Source organism: Streptomyces sp. Z423-1, from assembly GCF_013009255.1.
GTDB lineage: Bacteria > Actinomycetota > Actinomycetes > Streptomycetales > Streptomycetaceae > Streptomyces > Streptomyces gossypiisoli.
In genome coordinates this window covers 5,300,011-5,317,706 of sequence record NZ_CP053109.1, presented here as the reverse complement: position 1 = coordinate 5,317,706, position 17,696 = coordinate 5,300,011, and the positions used below count along the sequence as shown (strand labels likewise).

At 67.7% G+C, this 17,696-nt stretch carries 15 protein-coding genes and 1 pseudogene; 6 read left to right on the top strand and 10 right to left on the bottom strand.

Annotated elements, in window-relative coordinates; translation table 11 throughout:
• Window positions 1-25 precede the first annotated feature (25 nt).
• The 3 genes and pseudogenes from HJD23_RS23870 to HJD23_RS23860 all read left to right on the top strand — a co-directional run.
• Window positions 26-208: a hypothetical protein gene (locus HJD23_RS23870; protein ID WP_171114624.1), complete on the top strand. Its 183-nt coding sequence runs from the start codon at window positions 26-28 to the stop codon at window positions 206-208.
• 276 nt (window positions 209-484) lie between these two features.
• Window positions 485-937, top strand: a complete 453-nt coding sequence (locus tag HJD23_RS23865) for a phospholipase (protein ID WP_171114625.1) — start codon at window positions 485-487, stop codon at window positions 935-937.
• 188 nt (window positions 938-1,125) lie between these two features.
• Window positions 1,126-1,524 (top strand): annotated as a pseudogene (locus tag HJD23_RS23860) (aminotransferase class I/II-fold pyridoxal phosphate-dependent enzyme); the annotation flags it as partial.
• A gap of 309 nt (window positions 1,525-1,833) precedes the next feature.
• On the opposite strand, the gene HJD23_RS23855 reads toward HJD23_RS23860, so the two are convergent.
• Entirely contained in the window at window positions 1,834-4,047 is a 2,214-nt protein-coding gene (locus tag HJD23_RS23855; protein ID WP_171114626.1) for an N-6 DNA methylase, read from the bottom strand.
• A gap of 310 nt (window positions 4,048-4,357) precedes the next feature.
• Here HJD23_RS23855 and gltX point away from each other — a divergent pair, with 310 nt between their 5' ends.
• Window positions 4,358-5,731 (top strand): glutamate--tRNA ligase, encoded by a 1,374-nt coding sequence (gltX, locus tag HJD23_RS23850; RefSeq protein ID WP_232107717.1) that lies wholly within the window; start codon window positions 4,358-4,360, stop codon window positions 5,729-5,731.
• Window positions 5,732-5,738: 7 nt separating this feature from the next.
• Here the strand turns inward: gltX and HJD23_RS23845 are convergent, their stop codons facing one another.
• Genes HJD23_RS23845 through HJD23_RS44045 form a run of 9 tightly spaced genes read right to left on the bottom strand, consistent with a single transcriptional unit; the run spans window position 5,739 to window position 14,818 of the window.
• Complete coding sequence (locus HJD23_RS23845) at window positions 5,739-6,725, bottom strand: glycosyltransferase (protein ID WP_171114628.1); 987 nt, start codon at window positions 6,723-6,725, stop codon at window positions 5,739-5,741.
• Window positions 6,722-7,336: an HD domain-containing protein gene (locus HJD23_RS23840; RefSeq protein ID WP_171114629.1), complete on the bottom strand. Its 615-nt coding sequence runs from the start codon at window positions 7,334-7,336 to the stop codon at window positions 6,722-6,724. Before HJD23_RS23840 ends, HJD23_RS23845 begins: the two co-directional genes overlap by 4 nt.
• A 5-nt stretch (window positions 7,337-7,341) precedes the next feature.
• Entirely contained in the window at window positions 7,342-9,057 is a 1,716-nt protein-coding gene (locus HJD23_RS23835) for a carbamoyltransferase C-terminal domain-containing protein (protein ID WP_171114630.1), read from the bottom strand.
• A 17-nt stretch (window positions 9,058-9,074) separates the two neighbouring features.
• A complete protein-coding gene (locus tag HJD23_RS23830) occupies window positions 9,075-9,866 on the bottom strand; it encodes a radical SAM protein (RefSeq protein ID WP_171114631.1) in 792 nt (263 codons plus the stop codon).
• 17 nt (window positions 9,867-9,883) lie between these two features.
• On the bottom strand, window positions 9,884-11,002 hold the full coding sequence (locus tag HJD23_RS23825) for a hypothetical protein (protein WP_171114632.1): 1,119 nt from the start codon (window positions 11,000-11,002) through the stop codon (window positions 9,884-9,886).
• Window positions 11,002-12,111, bottom strand: coding sequence for a radical SAM protein (locus HJD23_RS23820; protein WP_171114633.1), 1,110 nt, complete (start codon window positions 12,109-12,111; stop codon window positions 11,002-11,004). The genes HJD23_RS23825 and HJD23_RS23820 overlap by 1 nt, the downstream gene beginning before the upstream one ends.
• Window positions 12,112-12,114: 3 nt before the next feature.
• The gene (locus HJD23_RS23815) at window positions 12,115-13,113 is read right to left on the bottom strand and encodes a D-2-hydroxyacid dehydrogenase (protein ID WP_171114634.1); all 999 of its coding nucleotides are present in this window, start codon (window positions 13,111-13,113) and stop codon (window positions 12,115-12,117) included.
• On the bottom strand, window positions 13,110-14,420 hold the full coding sequence (locus HJD23_RS23810; RefSeq protein ID WP_171114635.1) for a glycosyltransferase family 4 protein: 1,311 nt from the start codon (window positions 14,418-14,420) through the stop codon (window positions 13,110-13,112). Before HJD23_RS23810 ends, HJD23_RS23815 begins: the two co-directional genes overlap by 4 nt.
• A gap of 44 nt (window positions 14,421-14,464) precedes the next feature.
• Window positions 14,465-14,818: an ATP-binding protein gene (locus tag HJD23_RS44045; protein WP_240980793.1), complete on the bottom strand. Its 354-nt coding sequence runs from the start codon at window positions 14,816-14,818 to the stop codon at window positions 14,465-14,467.
• 374 nt (window positions 14,819-15,192) lie between these two features.
• Between HJD23_RS44045 and HJD23_RS23800 the strand changes: the two genes are divergently transcribed.
• Together HJD23_RS23800 and HJD23_RS23795 are read left to right on the top strand one after the other, a co-directional pair.
• Window positions 15,193-16,638 (top strand): transcriptional regulator, encoded by a 1,446-nt coding sequence (locus tag HJD23_RS23800; RefSeq protein WP_171114637.1) that lies wholly within the window; start codon window positions 15,193-15,195, stop codon window positions 16,636-16,638.
• Between the two features lie 10 nt (window positions 16,639-16,648).
• Entirely contained in the window at window positions 16,649-17,602 is a 954-nt protein-coding gene (locus HJD23_RS23795; protein WP_171114638.1) for an FAD-dependent oxidoreductase, read from the top strand.
• The last annotated feature ends 94 nt before the right edge of the window (window positions 17,603-17,696 follow it).

Genomic DNA, 17,696 nt, shown 5'->3' with positions numbered 1-17,696 from the left:
CTACGACCGGGGAGCGAAAAAGGACATGAGCGACGAGACCGTCGTCAAGCCGCAGGACATCCACGCCACCTCCGAGCCCGCCACGGCCGACGCCGCGCCGGTGAAGAAGGACCAGGACGGCGGTGCGACGACCCAGGGCGACATCCACGCCACCGACGAGCCCCTGGAGACGCAGGACATCCACGCGACGTCGGAGCCGGCGAAGTAGCCCTCCCGCCCCGGCCGCGGCGGCACGGAGGGGAAGCCACCGCGGCCGGGCACGCTTCTTGCGGCACTGGAGGAGTAGGGGAAAGTCCAGGGCGGCGGGCGGTAGTTGATGTCCGGTCACCCCTGCCCCGGAAGTTCACATTCCAATCCCGGGGGCGATCCGAGAGTTCAGGGTTCATTAGGGCCCGCGCGGTGTGAAGAGGGTGTGACCGTGCCGATCATCTTGTCATGAACCTGTTGCCCGACTGGCGGGCAGCAGCCTCATGGAGGTGTGGGAATGCACCGCAGACTCGCCACCGTTCTCGCCACCACGACCCTCTCCCTGGTCACCGTCGTCGCCACCGCGTCGGCCGCCAGTGCCGCGCCGGCCGACAAGCCGCAGGTCCTCGCCAGTTGGACCCAGACCAGCGCGTCCAGCTACAACACCTGGGCGGCCGCCCGTGCCAACCAGGGCGCCTGGGCGGCGTACGGCTTCGACTGGTCGACCGACTACTGCTCCTCCTCGCCGGACAATCCCTTCGGCTTCCCCTTCGCCATGTCCTGCGCCCGGCACGACTTCGGCTACCGCAATTACAAGGCCGCGGGCACCTTCAGCGCGAACAAGTCCCGCCTCGACAGCGCCTTCTACGAGGACCTGAAGCGGGTCTGCAACAACTACAGCGGCGGGACCAAGACCGCCTGCAACAGCACCGCCTGGACCTACTACCAGGCGGTCCGCGCCTTCGGCTGACCTCTTCAGCCACCCACAGCGGGGCGCCAAGCCATCTCCGGCGCCCCGCTCGGGGACCGCACTGCGGCTGTTCTCACCGACGCGGAGGAACGGGGTCCGGCAAGGGCATGGCTGGGTCAAACCTCCTTCACCTACCTGTTGGACCCTGGCCGCGTGGGCGCCGGTGCTCGAGTGAGGACGGTGGAGAAATGAGCGGCAGGCCGCTGCTGAACCGCAGGCTGGACGGGCTCGGGACGACGATCTTCGCGGAGATGTCGGCCCTGGCGATGGCGACCGGCTCGATCAACCTGGGGCCCGGGCTTCCCCGACACGGACGGACCGAAGTCCGTACGATAAGCGGCCGTGCGAGCGATGCGCGAGGGCCGGGGCAACCAGTACCCGCCGGGCCCGGGTGTCCCGGAGTTGCGCGCGGCCATCAGCGAACACCAGCACCGCTTCTACAATCTGAGCTTCGATCCCGACACGGAGGGTCCTGGTCACCGCAGGTGCGACAGGCCATGCTCGCGTTGCTGGAGCCCGGTGACGAGGTGATCGCCTTCGAGCTCTTCTACGACTCCTACGCCACCTGCATCGCGATGGCTGGCGCGAAGTGAGTGCTTCACCTTTTGCAAGAGGGACGACGTCCTCTACGAGGCTGCAAGTCGGCTGCGACGCCTGGCCAGCTGAGGTCATCGTCTCCTTATGAGGCCCTGGGTAGGCGATGTCTCTGCGGTTCGAGCTTCACGTACGGTGGCAGGTCGAGGCCCATCTTGGATGAGTGAACGTTCAGTCGAGGCCGCCATGTGGCGGCGGGTAGGAGGTCTCCTACCCGCCGCCACATGATTCACGACAATCAAGCTGGCCAAGCCCCCGTCAGCTCGGTGGCAAGCGGGACGGCACTCCTACCGCGTGCGAAGCTATTCGGCATTGACCTTAGCGAAGATTCCGCGTGCGGCCTGCAATCCCTTCTCGGCCTCTGCGATCTGGTTACTGTAGGCGCTCTCAGCCTTCCGGAGAGCAGCCGATACCGCTCTCTGTTCCTCCACGCCCGACAGCAAATCGACGACAACTCCGTCCAGCGCCTCTGTTGTCAACTCGATGAGCCCAGTCGACCCAGTGAATAGCCGCTGAATCTGGAGCTGCCCGAAACCGCAGCGCAGGTAGTCGGCCAAGTAGTAGGGGTCAACCCCTACATCCTCTCTGACGCGAATAATCGCTACGTGACCGTCTCCTATAGCGGGGAAATCTAGATCGTATACCGCAGCCTTGCCAAGCGTTCCGTCCCCTGTGGAGGAAACAAGCACGTCACCCTTCTGCAGCACTACACGCGAAGGAATATCTTCGAATACGTCCTTTTGAATCCAATCGGCCCCGCCGGTGACGACTTCACCGAACTTGGAAATATTCGTACCGGACTTGACTACCATTGCATAGCCATCTGCTTCATCGACGTAGTCCGTAGCTTGAGGGCTGCGGCCCCTACTCGTCTCAAGCGAGTTGATCTGTGCGATGGACAGGCCGCGATTCTTCCGAAGCTCAGAAATTCCGTCGCGGACAATCGGGTCCCAGTACTTGAAGTCCAGACGACACCCCGCATCCTTAAGGACCGACTGGTGGGATACGTCGGCTGCACGCCAATGCGCACCGGAGCGGGGCGTACCGGAGCTGGTATCGAGAACTCGGCGAGAGAAGTCCTCCCGTAGCTGAGCAAAGTCGAACTTACGGATCTTCTCGCCTGAACCGATATACCCAAGGCTTTCAAGCCTGCAGAACGTGATCGGCAAGTCATCTTCGCTGTCGATATCATCGCTCTCACGCTTACGCAGAAAGAGCAAACTCGATCGAACATTGATCTTGTTCGGCTTAAATGTTTCCTCGGGCAGTTCAACCACTGCCACGACTTGGGTCTTCTTAAGTAGCCAGCGACGCAGGTCGGCGGCGGATTCAGTATTAAGTACACCTTCGTCGATCACACTGCAAATAAAGCCGCCAGGAACGGTCGCCTTAACCATCCGCTGCAGGAAGAGCAGCTGCCCCTTGGTTGTGGGGATGTCGTATCGCTGCTTATCGCTTTCGGGTAGGGAGGCCGACTCCGAGGTACCGAACGGCGGGTTCGTCATAATCAGCTGGTAGCTCGGCTCGTCGAAGCTCCAGATAGCAGACGCCGAGCTAAGCGAGTCTCCGGCCTTGATATTGGTGTGCCCATCGCCAGCGATGATCATATTCATCTTCGCGGTGGATGCTACTCCGTCATTTGCATCGCCGCCATGGAAAACCTCCTCCATCACCTTTCGCGTCAATTCGTCACGCTTAGCCGCAGTGATCTTTCGATCACGAAAAAGGGTGTTGATCTGCGCGAGAGACTCCTTCATCATGTAAACGAGGAACCCTCCGGTGCCGCAAGCCGGGTCAAGGACCCGAACATCGTCGCCACTACGAAGATTGTCGACTACGAACTCCTCCCCCACGAGCGAATACATGAGTTCGACCAGTGGACGGGGCGTGAAGTACTGGCCGAGCTTCTTGCCTTTAAGGGTCGCCCGAACGAAGTATTCGAAAGCCGCACCCTTGGTATCCAGGCCGCTATCCTCAAAGGAAACGCGTGAAAGCTCCGTCACGAGGTATTTGTAGCTCGCCGAGTTCTTCAAGTGGATGGGGTCAATGAGGACGTCCCCATAACCCATGTCCCGAATGGCCTTGAGCATGCTCGTAACCGCGTCCCGCACCTGGTCGGAATCACTATCCGGCTTGGCGGCAAGCTCGTGGAACCTGTAGGAATAGGGGAGGTGGAACTCCGAGCTGTCGGCTTTTTCCTCGAGAAGCTTCAAGAAAAGGATCTTCGAAAAGTCAGAGAACGCGGTCTCCTCGCTCTTCTCAATGTTCCTTATCTTGCTGTGGCAGCGATAGAACAGCGCGTTAAGCTGCTTGAGCGGAAGCCCGGGACGGAAAGGAAGGCTCTCCTTGTCAGAGAGCGCGATATCAGTGACGTCCGGATTTGCCTTTAGCGTGCGGACGACGAGGGGGATCTGGTCGCGGCGGGGGACCTTCGCCTCCAGCTTCCCGTCCCAGCGAATAGGCTGACCATTCTTGACGTTGAAGCACTGGATGTCCGATCCATTCGTGACGACCACAAATGGCACCCCGACCGACTTGCCGTAACCGAGCGCTTGGTCCCGATCTTTAGCAACGAGCCTCTTGCTGCTGGCTTTGCCTCGACGAGAAAAACCGGCTTCTGCTTTCCGGCCATTACAAGAATGTCGACGTAGCCCTTTAGCGCCATCTCAAGGGTCGCTGAGCGTGATCCCGCTGGAGAGGCCGGAGTGGGCTCTGCTGCTCAGGCCGCACCACCGGTAATGGCCCGAACGGCGGCTCGGCGTCGGTACCCTGGAGCGCATGTCAACTGCCCCGGTTCGCGTTCGTTTCGCCCCGTCCCCGACCGGCATGTTCCATGTCGGTGGTGCACGGTCCGCTCTCTACAACTGGGCGGTGGCGCGACAGTCCGGCGGCAGGTTCGTCTTGCGCATCGAGGACACCGACGCGGCCCGGAACAAGCCGGAATGGACCGAGGGCATCATCAGCGCGCTCGCGGCGATCGGCATCCATAGCGAGGACCCGGCCTTCGAGGGGCCGTACTTCCAGTCGCACAACGCCGACCGGCACCGGGAAGCGGCTCAGCAGCTCTTCGCGGCCGGCCGGGCGTACTACTGCGACTGCACCCGGGAGCAGCTGAAGGAGCGCACGGGGTCGGAGCACCTCGGGTACGACGGGTTCTGCCGGGACCGGAGGCTGGCCTTCGAGGAGGGGCGGGCGCTGCGGTTCCGGACGCCGGACGAGGGCGAGACCGTCGTGGTCGACCTGGTCCGCGGGGAGCCGGCGTTCCCGAACAGCGCGATCGAGGACTTCGTGATCGCCCGTGGCGACGGGTCCCCGGTCTTTCTGATCGCCAACGTCGTGGATGACCTGGATGAGGGAATCACGCAGGTCATCCGAGGCGAGGAGCACCTGTCGAACACGCCGAAGCAGCAGCTGCTGTGGGAGGCGCTCGGAGCCAAGCCGCCTGTGTGGGCGCACCTGCCGGTGATCGTGAACGAGAAGCGACAGAAGCTGTCCAAGCGCCGGGACAAGGTGGCGCTGGAGGACTACCTCGCCGAGGGCTTCCTGCCCGAGGCGATGGTGAACTACCTCATGCTGCTCGGCTGGGGCCCGGGTGAGGACCGGGAGATCAGGCCGTACGAGGAGCTGGAGCAGCTCTTCCGGATCGAGGACGTGAACACCGCGCCGGCCTTCTTCGACGTGAAGAAGCTGACGGCGTTCAACGGCGAGTACATCCGCGCCCTGTCACCGGAGCAGTTCGCCGCCGCCTGCGCGCCGTGGCTCGTTGCCCCCTACGCGCCGTGGCGGCCGGAGGCGTTCGACAAGGACGTCTTCGAGGCTGCGGCTTCCCTGGCCCAGACCCGGCTGGCGCTGCTTTCCGAGATCACCAGCTATGTGGACTTCCTGTTCCTCGACGAGCCGGTCGAGGACGAGGCGTCGTGGAACAAGGCGATGAAGGCAGGTGCCGGCGACATCCTGTCGGACGCCCGCGCCGAGCTGGCCGGCGTCGCGGACTGGAAGGCGGACGACCTGAAGGCCGTGCTTCTCGCCGTCGGCGAGAAGCACGGGCTGAAGCTGGGCAAGGCCCAGGCGCCCATCCGGGTCGCGGTCACCGGCCGGACGATCGGACTCCCGCTGTTCGAGTCCATGGAGCTGCTCGGCCGGGACCGCGTGCTGGCCCGTCTGGAAGCCGCCAGCAAGAAGCTGGCCGCGCAGGCGTAGCCGCTGGTCAGGCGACCTGCGCCAGGAGGTTGCCCCAGGCGTTGCCGAAGTAGTTCAGGTCGAACCGTGCCAGGGCCTCGTACCCCGCCTTGGCCTCGGTATGGGGTGCCGCCGCGAGTTCCCGGATCTGTGCCGGAAGACGGCGCAGGTCCGGGGCCGGCTGGCCGGTCAGTGCGGCGAGGTCGCCCAAACCGGCCACCGGGCGGATGAGGCAGGGAAGGCCGAGCAGCAAAGCCTCGGCCGCGCAGCGGCTCCAGCCCTCCCGCATCCGGGGGAGGAAGACGCCGACGTCACAGGCGCACAGAAGACGCAGGTACCGCTCCCGCTCGACGTCGTAGTGCGCGCTGTCGAGGCCGATGGTGTTGCTGCCGCTGGTGATCACCCGCAGGCCGGGAACGTCGGCCAGGGCTGCGGAGACCTCCTCGGTCCCCTTCCAGTGCACGGCCTTGCCCGCGTAGACGCCGATCACGTCGGGTTGTAGGCCGAACTCGGCGCGGCACTCGGCCCGGTCGTAGCCGCGTGCCTGCTCGATCTCGGTCATGTCGAAGGCGTTGTAGATCACCCGTACGTTGCGAACGCCCCGGGCGCGGAGCTGGTCGGCCCAGTACGGGGCGACGCACACCACGGCTGCGCACTGCGGCAGAACGCGGAACAGCCGTTCCCAGACCATGGCCTCGATGGGGGCGGAGTCATGCTGCAACGGCTCGTAGTGATGCAGGAGGAACACTGTGCGGGCGCGCATCTCGGGCGTGAACAGCAGCAGGCTCAGGTCGTCCCATACGAAGGTGCCGGTGGTGCCGTGCAGCGCCCGTATGGAAGGGACCAGGCGGGCGAGGTGGCGGAGCTTGCGCCAGCGGCGGACCCGGTAGGTCCGCTTGTGGTCCGGGACGGTGCGCCATTCCACGTCGTCGGCCGTCACCTCGTGGAGCATCCGTAGGTAGACCCGGCCGCCGGTCCGGCCGACCGGCTCCATCGAGTAGACGACCCGTTTCACGGACGTACCTCCTGTATGTGGTGGACGTACTCGGCGTGCAGGCGCGCGTGCATGGTCTCCAGATGGGGGCCGAGGTCGCGGGCGGCGTCGGCGAGGGGGAGGTGGAAATCGCCCAGGGTCTGGAGCAACCGTCGGCGTCGGTCGAGGTTCGGGGACGCGGCGAGGTCGCGCAGGTTGTGCAGGCGGTCGGCGAGCCGGACGAGGAGGTCCTCGGGCGGGAGCGCGGCCTGCTTCGCGCGCCAGCGACTCTCGTCGCCGACGGACTTGGGGCGCTGTTCGAGGCGGTGGTCGGCCGTCATGGCACGCAGGCGGGCGGTGAACGGGCCGCCGAGGTGGTGGACGAGCAGTGCTTCCGACTCAGGCGCTACCTCCAAGGCGTCATGGAGGAGGGCGAGTAGGAGGGTCTCGGGGCGCCGGACGCCGATCTCCGTTCGCAACAGCCTGACGACGGCCAGCGGGTGCTCCAGGTATGGGGTGCCCTGGTCGCGGGTGTGGCCGTCGTAGACCGTGAGAGCGAGGCCAGCGGCCACGCGGGCGCGGGACTGTTCGCCCGGGCTCCACGCGGCGGCACCGAGCACGGTCAGGACGTGGTCGAGATCGATGGGGTCCATCCGCCTCACCTCGTACGAGGGGACGCGGCACGGGGATCGGGGACGTGGTCGGCGAGCAGCAGGGTGTCCCCGACGGCGAGGGCGTCGAGGCGCAGGTCCACCGCCGCTGCCACGGCCTGCTCAGCGGTCCGCAGGATCGGGGCGCCTTTGCGGTTGAAGGATGTGTTCAGCAGCAGCGGCAGTCCGGTGAGGTCGCGGAACTGCTCAAGGAGATCGCGCAGGCCCTGGTGGCCGGCGGCGACGGACTGGACGCGGGCGGTGCCGTCGTGGTGGGTGACCGCCGCGACGCGGTCGGCTCGGCACCGTCGGACGGTGGCGACACGGTTCATGAAGGGGTCGCCTGCCGTCATGAACCATTCCGTGGCGTGATCGGCGAGGACGGCCGGCGCGAACGGGCGGTACGCGGCTCGCTTTTTGATCGCGTTGAGCCGGTCCCGCGTGGCGGCGTGACCGGGGTGGGCGAGGATCGAGCGATGGCCGAGGGCACGCGGCCCGAATTCGAGCTGTCCCTGCACCCAGCCGACGATGCGGTGCTCGGCGAGCAGTGCCGCCACCGTGGGTGCCAGGCCAAGCCCGAGGTGGGGCAAGGCGTGGTAGCCGGACGGCACCATTGTCGTCGGCAGCACGCCCGGATCGGGGCCCCAAGCCGCGTCGGTCGGTACCGGCACGCGTTCTTGCCCGAGCCGGTAGTGCCAGCCGTAGAGCGCGGCACCCACGGCTGTGCCGGCGTCGTGCGGGGCCGGTGCGACGAAGAGGGTGTCGAATCCGCTGTCGGCGGCCAACTGGCCGTTGAGGTGGGAGTTCAGGGCGCATCCGCCCGAGAACACCAACGCTGAGGCCCGAGTGAGCCGTTGAAGGTGGCGCGCGATGTGGACGACCGATTCGGCGAAGACCTCCTGGACGGCGGCGGCCAGGTCGGCACGCTTGTGTTCCGGCTGTTCCGCGACGTTGTCGGCGGTCCAGGCCCGGCCATCGAGCAGCAGCGGTGTGCTGCTGTCCGCCGAACCCCACGGGTGATCGATGCGGATCTCGCCCTCGTCGTCGAGCCGGACCAGTTCGCGGATGTGCGCTCCGTAGCGCTGCGGATCGCCGAAGGCCGCGAGCGCCATCATGCTGCCTTCGGGCTCGTCGCCGGGTGGGATCACCCGCCGGGCGAGGTTCCGGTAGAAGTGCCCGAGGGAGGAGTGGACGCGCCTAGGCCCGACCGGGCCCGGCACGACGGCCGGCATACCCTGGTAGAGGCGGTCGATGCGATCGGGCCACAGGTCGTACCCGGTGATGCGCTCCCGCCCCGAGCCGAAGTCGGAGCCCAAGGAGGAGCCGCCGGCGTCGATGACGAGGCCCGCGGCGTGCTCGTGCCCGGAGAGGAGATAGCCGGAGAGCACGTGGGCCGTGTGGTGGGAGAGAAGGCGGAGGTGTTCGCCGAGCGGGGCGGGCAGGAGGGCGGCGAGTTCCTCCCGCTCCTCGGCCAGCCACCAGCCAGCCGCGGGGTTGGGACGCATGGAGGCGGCCCCGACGGCGTCCACGTCCTCCGGTTCGATGCCGGCGGCCTCCAGGCACCACTGCAGCGCGCGTGTCGGGGCCGTGAGCGTGCCCTTGCGGGTGGGGTGGTTGTGCTTGACGCCGCTCCAGCGCTCCTCTTCGGCCGCGTAGAGGCGGCCGTCGACGACTAACGCGGCGGCCGTGTCGTGGTGGAAGTTCAGTCCGAGGACTGCGGGCATGGTGGTGTACCTCCCGATCAGACGGTGAGGGCGGGGACGAGTGCGGCGCCGGAGTCGGTGTACTCGTGGCAGCGCAGACAGAACCGGAAATGGTTCCTGCGGGGCGCGAACACCTTGGCCGCGAAGTCCTCGTCCCAGATGCTGAACTCGCTGTCGTCCTTCGCCATGGCGTTGAAGCAGCGGTAGCAGGACCCGTCCATCTCGATCATCAGGTGCTGGTCGAGGTAGCGGTCGCAGAGGCCGCGCAGCTCGTTGGCGGGCTGGCCGACGTCGACGTGGTGCACGTGGTTCGTGACGTGGATGGCGCCGTACGTGTCGCACAGCGTCCCGAGCTGCGTGAGCCGGGTGGAACTGATGCCTTCCAGGACGCTGTTGACGACCACGGTCTTGCCGGCTTCGCGGAGGCGGGGCACGACGGCGTGCACCTCGTCGTAGTTCCCGTGTTCGTCGTCGCAGCCGATGAGGATCTGGTCGTAGGAACGGAGGGTCGCGTCCATGATCGGCTGGTTGCGGGCCAGGGTGATGGCGTTCGTGCCCAGGACCATGACCTTGTCCGGCAGCCGCGAGCGGGCGGCGTCGCTGAGCGCCGGGAAGTCCCGGTGCACGGTGGGTTCGCCGCCGTTGATGTGCAGCTGCTGGAAGGGGATGGCGTCCAGCCGCGTCAGGATGGTGGAGAACAGCTCCAGGGACATGTTCTCGCCCTGGGCGCCGTCGGCGAAGATGCAGAAGTCGCAGTGCCGGTTGCACTTCGTGGTGATCTTGACCTTCGCCGTTTTCAGGGTGCGGGGCACCGGCGCACGCGCGGTCATTGACGAGGCTCCTTGGATCAGAGGTGGACGTCATCGGGGGTGAAGCTGAGGAAGTCCTGGACGGTGGTCTTCTGCTGGTGCCAGCGCGCGAGGGTCAGGCGCAGCGTGTTGGCGGTGGTCGGTCCGGTGGGGATCAGCGCCGCCATCCGGGCGGCCAGCCGCTGGGCGGCAGTCGCCTCGTCTGCCGCGAGCACGGTCAGCGTTTGTGCGGCGGAGCGGAGTTCCTTCGCCTCCCGCCGGATCAGGTACTCGGTCGCCACGCCGGGCGGCGGATCGAGGTAGTACAGCCAGCGGGCGACGCGCACGCGGAGCATCCCGGCGGTCATCACCCAGTCGGTACGGGCGTCCTCCTGGCCGTGGCCGTCGGGGCGTTCGCCGTCAGGAACGCGACGCATGGCCGCCTCCAGGGCGACATGGGCCGCGCGAAGCAGGTGGCGCGGACTCCGCGGGCGGGCGTCTGAGCGGTTCTCCGAGTGCCGGAGGAACAGCTCGGCGTATCCGTCCAGTCCCTCCGGCCGCCACTGGGTGAGGGCGGCGGTCTTTCCGGGGCAGCGGGTCCGTGTCGCGAGTGCGGCGGCGGCGAACCAGCACGGGGCGAGGTAGTGCCAGGCCACGCAGTGGCGCCGGTACGCGGCGATGTCCTCGACCACGTTGTCCGTACTGTCCGCAGCCAGCTGGTATCGGCCGCCCATCCGGGCCTGGAGGATCCCCCGGTAGAACCGCTCATCGACCTCGCACCAAGGCGCCATCTGGGCCCGGGACTTCCAGCGCTGGAAGTCCCGCGAGCTCCCGCTGATCAGTGACCAGGTCGCGAGTTCGGGCGCGGAGACGAGTCGCCCGTCCGCCTCGGTCACGGTGAACGCGAAGCCGGGCGGGTGCTCCAGGAGACGTCGATGGAAGACTTCCCGGTCGATCGCGGCGGCGTGTGCGGCGGCCAGGCGGTGGTTCCACTCTTCCCAGTCGGCGGGGACCTGGGGAAGGAGGACGCGTACGTCGATGTCGGAGTGCGGAGCCAGCAGGTCGGCCGGCTGCCACTTGTGGGTGAGCATCAGGGCCCCGACGCCGTGGGCGTCCAGCTCGCGTTCGTATAGAGCGCCGAGTCCCTGGTAGAGAGGCGGCGCGTCGACCACGACCATCACCGCTCCCCGGTGGAGGCGGGGGCGCAGAAGGGGCCGGCCGCTCCCGTGGGGAGGACGGGGAGCAGGGGCAGGACCGGAGTGCCTTCGGGGCGCTCCATCCGGTCCCAGCGCAGGTCGTAGTCGACGTAGTGGAAGCCCTGCCAGGCGTCGTTGGTGTTGCGGTCGAGCATGGCCTGGAAGAGGTGGGCGAAGGCGTCGCCGAGTGTGCCGTCGGCGAGGTGGGGCTTCAGGGGGATGTCGCGGTTGTGCAGGATGCAGGGCCGCGCCACGCCCGTGGGCGTGATCTTGATCCTGTTGGCGTCGGAGCAGGTGGCGCAGCTGGAGTTGGAGATGAAGCCGATCGACCCTGCCCAGCCGTCGGGACGGAGATACTGCCCGGGGCTGCGGACGCCCAGCTGGTCCCGGGGGACTTCGCCGGCGTCCGCGAACCACTCGTGGAGACGGTCGCGGACCTCTGCCTCGGTGATGAACTCGATGTCGAACAGCGCCTGGGCGGGACCGATGTTCTGGAGTTCGATCAGGCGGACGGCGACGGGCAGGTCGCGGGCGAGTTCGGCCACGGCGAAGGCGTCGTCCAGGTAGGTGCGCTGAAGAACGCAGTTGATCTTCACGCGCAGGCCGAGGGCGAGGGCGGAGTCGAGGGTGCTCCGGGTGGTGCGCGGGTCGCCGCCGCCCATGATCGAGGCGGACCGCGTCGGGTCGAGGCTGTGGAGGCTGAGGTTGAGGTAGGTCAGGCCGGCGTGGTGGAGCTGTTCGACGCTCAGCCCCCGGCGCAGGTTGCCGTGGCTGGTCATGCCGATCGCGGCGTCGGGCCCGAGGCCGTCGGCGAGGCCCGCGATGACGTCGAGGATGTCCGCTCGCAGGGTCGGTTCACCGCCGGAGCAGTGTGCTTTCCTGATCTTCCAGGCCCCGGCCTCGGTGGCGATGGCCGCGTAGTCGGAGGCGGTCAGGGGCCGGTCCTTGTGCCCGTAGTCCGGCATGCACCGGGGCTTGCAGAACACGCAGTCCAGGTTGCACAGCGAGTTCAGGGTGAAGGCCAGGTAGGGGTGGTTTCGGCCTGCGGCGGCGAAGGCGGCGGCCAGGTCGTCGTGGTCTGCGGTGGGCATTGGTCAGCCTCCTACGAGCGGAGAGCGGGTGGCGGGCGCCTCGGCCAGGCCGTTGAGGGGCTGGCCCGAGAGGTAGCGGTGCAGGTTGTCGGCGAAGAACGTCACCGCCTCGTCCATGTATGCGCGGCAGAACACCGAGCTTTTCGGGGTGAGTACGACCCGGGGGTGGAGCCGAAGCGGATGACGTGCAGGCAGCGGTTTCGGATCGAAAACGTCCAGGGCCGCGCCGCGCAGGTGGCCGGTGTCGAGGGAGGCCAGGAGGGCCGACTGATCGACGGTTGCCGCACGGCCGAGGTTGAGGAAGAGAGAGCGGGGCTTGCACGCAGAGAAGAGGTCGTGGTCGAAGTAGCGGTCCGTGGCAGGGGTCGCGGGCAGCAGATTGACCACTACGTCGGCGACGGACACCGCCTGGTGCACCGCCGTCGTGTGCACCCACGTGATCCCGCCCTCGGAAGCCGCAGGTGGTGTCCGGCGCACTCCGACGACGTTCATGCCGAAGGCCCGAGCGGCCTGGGCGAGGTGGCGTCCGACGCTGCCGCAGCCGACGATGGTCATCGTCGCCCCTGCCAGGTCGAAGAACTCCTCGGCCAGGTCGTCCTTCCACCAGGCACGATTCCGCTGGACACGCTGGCTGATGAACAGCCCGCGGGAGAAACCCAGGACCAGGCCCATGGCGTGCTCGGCCATGGGCCTGCCGTGGAAGCCATACGAGCGGGTCAGGGCCACACCGACGGAGTGCGCCTCGGCGACGGGCAGATGGTCAGTGCCGGCGGCCGGGGAAGCGATCCACTTCAGATGTGGCGCGGCGAACAGCCACGAGGGCGCGAATCGCCACCCGAAGTAGACGTGTGCGTCGGCCAGCTGGTGCGTCACGGCGTCCTCGGTCGCCCTGCGGAACTCGATGCCGGGGAAGGCGGCGGACAGCGCACGCTCGTGCTCGGAGGACAGCCGCCAGAAGAAGTGCGAGGACTCCAGGCTGATCAGCACCACCTGCTGGTTCATCGCGCTCGCCCCTCCGCGGTGGCTGACTGCGCCAGCGTCCAAGGGGCGATGCGGTCCATGACGGAACCGACGCTGGCCTCGTAGTCGTGGCGAGAGCGCACCAGGGCCGCCCCGGCGCTCCGGAGCCGATCGCGTTCTCGGGGCAGGACGGTCAGGGCCCGGTGCAGGGCTGAGGCCAAGGACCTGGGGTCCTGCGGTGCGGCCGTGAAGCCGGTCTCGCCGTCGATAACGGTCTGAGCCAGTCCGCCGGCCGTGGTCGCGACCACCGGGCCCGCACCGGCTGCGAACGCCTCCAGGGGTATCCGACCAAAGGGCTCCTCGCGAGAGGGAACGATGACCGCGCGCAGGGCCGGGCTGTGCAGCCAGGCACGGATCGCAGGGGTGAAGCTAGTGATCAGAGTCGCGTCCAGATCGTGCGCGCGGATGTGCGCTGCCAGGTCCTGCTGATAGGAGGAGGGGTGCTTGTGTTCCTCCGAGGTCACGGCAGCCAGCAGCAGGTGAGGAACGGGGACACCGCGTCCCTTCAGCAGACGCAATGCCTCCAAGAGGTCTTCGAAGCCTTTCGTCGGGACTGCGCGGCCCATGGCGAGTAGGAATCCGGCGCGGGCCTTAAAAGGCAGCGGCAGAGCCGTGGCCGGCCTGATCATCTCTTCACGGATCAGCCCGTTCGGGATGCTCACGATGCTCGACCGAGGGACGGCGTAGTTGACGACGAGGTGGCCTCGCATATGGGAGGAGATGGCCCCGACGCGCCCGCCTCGGAGTGTCGCCGCTCGCAGGGCGTCTCGCTCCCAGCGGACGCGGGAGACATCCTTGGGCCGCGTCAGCGCGGTCGTGGAGCGGGGCACGAGCAGCAGGTCCGTGGTCGGCAACGTGTAGGGGGCGAGCCCGAGGAACGGGATGTCGAGGCCGACGAGGAGGCACCGGCTCGCCCGCGCGGCGATGCGCATGGCCGCCTCGCCCGCCAGGTCGCACAGCTGAACCGAGCCGCGGACCGAGTCCGGCGGCGCGTTGACCTTCGGGATCGTGATGACCTCGGCTGCGGCCTGTCGCAGCATCTGCCGCACCTCGCTGGCCCACCGCTGATTGTGCGCTCCCGCGGTCTCGGGCACGTGCGGGGTGATCACTGAGAGGCGGCCTATCGGCAGGAGCCGGGCCAGTGCCGTGAGGAAGGCTCGGTTGCTGAAGCCGGTGCCCGACTCCGCCCCGTAGAAGCCCTCGTGGAGAACGACGACGACCCTGGGCTGGCGAGCGGCCTCCGGCACAGCCGTGAGTGAGGGTGGGGAAGTCGCATGGTCGATGCGCACTAGGTGGTGCCTCCTTGGAGGACGGGTTTGGGCAGGCGTGGACATCAGGCGCTGATGGACGAAGAGCACGGCCCATGAGTGAGTCGGCACCAGGCACGAGTGCCGTTGGTGCCAGTCGTCAGCGACCAGGCATCGGCCAAGGCATCGACAATGACCAGTCCCCGTCCTGATTCGGCCTGCTCGTCGGGAGCGATAGGAGAGGCGGGTGTGGGGCGGGAGCTGCCGCCGTCGGTGACAGTGATCTCGATCTCCAGGCCGCCGCTGGTCAGACTCCTGCGGTCGACGCACAGAACCAACGGAGGACTGCCCGAGACGAAGGCGTTCGTCGCGAGCTCCGACCCGATCAGGCGGGCGTCAGCAAGTACGTCCGTCTCAGTGCCACGCAGCGCCAGCGTCACGGCACCCCGGGCGACCTCGGCCGCTTCCGGTCCGTACGGCAGATCCGTGATCAGGGTGGTCGTGCCGTCGCCAGCGATGAGCCCGCGTCCGGGGGCGGAGGTTGGTCGGCCGGCGTCTCGGGCCACCACACCGCCCGGTCGGCCTGGGAAGGTGCTCGTGTGCTGTCTCAAGGCCCACCTCTTTCTCCGTCGGCTCGGAAGACGGACGCCTCCGCCGGGATCCAAGAACACAGGAGGGGGACGGTCAGGCAGGACCCGATCAGTGGGTCAACTCGGTCAACTTCCATGCGGCGGTGGTGAATCGTCTGCCCATGGGCATCACCATGGGGCCCGCGAAGTGATGGACGAACCACTGGAGCGAAGGGTGGTCGCACGTGGCACCGCAGACAGGCGAGCCCAACGTCGTACTGGCGGGGTGCCTCGACGAACTCGGGTGGAGCCCGAAGGCGCTCGCTCGCAAGCTCAACCGAGTGTTCGGCGCGGGGACGGTGGCCGAGTCGGCGCCGTACCACTGGCGGGACGCCGGCGCCCTACCGCGCTCGCCGTTGCCGATGATGGCCGCCTACGTGCTCTCCCAGGAGCTGGGTAGGAATGTCTCGGTGGCCGAATTGTGGCAGGGGCGTGTGGGCGACTCGTCAGCGCTGGTCCCTGCGGACACGGATCTCGCGCGGCCATGGACTGTACAGGGCATGGAGGCGATCGTGGAGGACTGGGTGATGGGAGGGCTTGTCGACCGTCGCCGGTTCCTCGCGATCTCGGGTGCGGGACTCCTCGCGATCGTCGCCCAGTACCTCGACGGCACCGCAGGACGCGGTCAGTACACGCCTCGAATGACGTCGTCGTTCGGCACCAATTCGCTCGTGGACCAGGTGGAGCAGCACCTTCCCATGCTCCAGTTGCTCGATGACGAGCACGGAGGGGCACGTCATCTGCCCTACGTTGGAGCCCAGTTCCGGGCTGTCGGGCTGCTGATTCGCGAAGGCGGCCACTCTCCGGCTGTCGCGAGCCGTCTGATCCGCGCGCTCGCGGAGATCGGCCAGCTGGCCGGCTGGATGGCCTTCGACGCGGCCGATCACGGATTGGCACAGCGCTACTTCGTCACGGCGCTTCGGGCCGCGCATCAGGTCAATGATCTCCCCCTGTGTGCCCACATCCTGGGCGACCTCTCCTTCCAGGCGGCGAGTCGAGGACACCCCGCGGACGCCATCGCCCTCGGTGAGGCCGCCCGCCGTGCGAGTGACGCCGCCCCGCTGGCCGTCCGGGCGTCCGTCCTGTCCCGGCTCGCCTACGCGTACGCCGCCGCCGGCCGTGACAACGACTTCGCCCACACACGTGGCGCTGCCCGCGAGCTGATCGCAAGCCGGGACGGCCGCCAAGAAGAGCCCCGTTGGATGTACTTCCTCACCGACAACCACCTGGACTGCCAGGCTGGTTACGGCCTCATTCAGATGGGTCGTGCACAGCAGAAGGCGGAGAGCGGAAGAAGGAGCCGTCGCTTCCTCGCCCAGGGGACCGAGATGCTCAAGTCCGGGGCGTACGACGTTCCGAGCGGCGACCCAAGCCAGCGCCGAGCCATGTACGAGGGAGCGTGGCTGGCCCTGGGGCACAGCGCGCATGGAGACCTGGAGGCAGCCTGCGAGATCGGTCAGATCGCCGCCGATCGCCTTGATGTCGTCCGCTCGCCTCGCAGCGCGGCGCTGCTCCACCAGCTTGCCGCCGACCTCCGTCGCCGACAGCGCAACCCTCACGTTCGCAACTTCCTGCCAGCCCTGGAGAACGCGCTCGCCCACCACGCCCCATCGGCGCAACCCGGCCGTTAGGGTCAGGTTCATGTCCGCAGGGGAGCGCGTTGTCGTTGTCGGGGCTGGGGTGGCTGGGCTCACCACGTCCGTCGTTCTCGCCGAGGCCGGGGCTTCGGTGCACGTGATCGCTGAGCAGGTGCCTGGTGTCACGTCGCTGGCGGCCGGGGCGATGTGGGGTCCGTACCTGGTTGAACCGAAGGACAAGGTCGACCAGTGGGGACAACGGTCTTTGAGGATCTTCCGGGAGCTGGCCGAGGACCCGGCGACGGGTATCCGGCTCACCAGTGGCGTCGAGGCGTCCCGTACGGCCGAGGCCGCGCCAGACTGGGCCACCACTTTGCCGGGTTTCCGGCCGTGCGAACGGGCCGAACTTCCGGCCGGGTTCACGGCGGGTTACCGGTTCACCGTGCCACTGATCGACATGCCCACCTACCTCGACTACCTCCTGCGCCGGCTCCGCGATGCCGGGGGTGTGGTCGAGCAGCGACGGCTGACCTCGTTCACAGACGCCGGTCCGGCTTCGCTGATCGTCAACTGCGCGGGCCTCGGGGCACGCGACCTGGTTCCGGACCCTGACCTCCGACCCATCCGTGGCCAGCACGTCGTCGTCACCAACCCCGGGTTGACCGAGTTCTTCTCCGAGGACACCGGCCTCTCGCCGGACCTGCTGTGCTTCTACCCCCACGGCGACACCGTCGTCTTGGGCGGCACAGCGATCGACGGCGAGGGCGATCTGGCCCCCGACGACAAGGCGGCGGCCGGCATCCTCGCCCGCTGTGCCGAGGTCGAGCCCCGACTCGCCCAAGCCCGCGTCCTGGGACACCGGGTCGGCGCTCGGCCGACCCGCGCCACGATCCGTGTGGAGAGGGACCTGTGGGAAAACGGCACCGTAGTCGTGCACAACTACGGCCATGGTGGAGCCGGCGTCACGCTGTCGTGGGGGTGCGCCGAGGAGACTCGGCATTTTCTCTCGGCCAAGTGACCGAGGCCGGTATGAAAATCGCCGTCCCTCCACCCGCACACCCCCGTTATCCCCCCGGTCACCCCGGCGTCGCACCGGGCCGTCACGCTCGGGT